The organism is Paenibacillus sp. GbtcB18 (genome assembly GCF_019091125.1).
Taxonomy (GTDB): domain Bacteria; phylum Bacillota; class Bacilli; order Paenibacillales; family NBRC-103111; genus Paenibacillus_F; species Paenibacillus_F chitinolyticus.
This window is the reverse complement of record NZ_JAGXJX010000106.1, coordinates 1-562: the sequence shown is the minus strand read 5'-3', so window position 1 is coordinate 562 and position 562 is coordinate 1. Positions and strand designations below refer to the sequence as shown.

1 protein-coding gene is annotated in these 562 nt (G+C 62.5%); it reads left to right on the top strand.

Annotation, left to right across the window (positions count from 1 at the left end):
- A partial coding sequence (locus tag KVT34_RS29735; RefSeq protein ID WP_302695735.1) for a CurL C-terminal domain-containing protein occupies nt 1-562 on the top strand: 562 nt, incomplete at both ends.

Here is a 562-nt window from a genome sequence, read left to right as displayed (position 1 = left end):
TTGAAGCCATGGGCAGGCGAATATCCCCGCCGTGCGGGCGTGAGCGCCTTCGGCATGGGCGGCCCCAATGCGCATGTCATTCTGGAGGAAGCGCCGCCAGCCGTGCCATCTGGCGCTTCGCACCGGGATCAGCGGCTTCTCGTCCTGTCGGCGAAAACGCCGACGGCGTTAGAGGCGGCAACGGACCGTCTTGCGGCTTATCTCCACGAGCAGGCGCAGCACCCGCAGCCGGATGGCTTCCTGGCCGATGTGGAATATACGCTGCAAATGGGCCGGCAGGCGTTCGAATACAGGCGCACGCTGGTATGCGGCAATGTCGCGGAAGCGGCGGAAGCATTACGCACGCGGGATCCCAAACGGTTGCATACTGGCGCAAAGGGAGCTAAACGCCGGATGGGCTTCTTGTTCCCGGGGCTTGGCGAGCACTATGTCATTATGGCGTACGGGCTGTACCGGGAGGAGCCGGTATTCCAGGAATCGCTGGAACGCTGCTTCGTGTGGCTGCTAAGGGAGCTGGGACTGGATCTGAAATCGGTCTTGTTCGACGAGAGCTACGCAGACA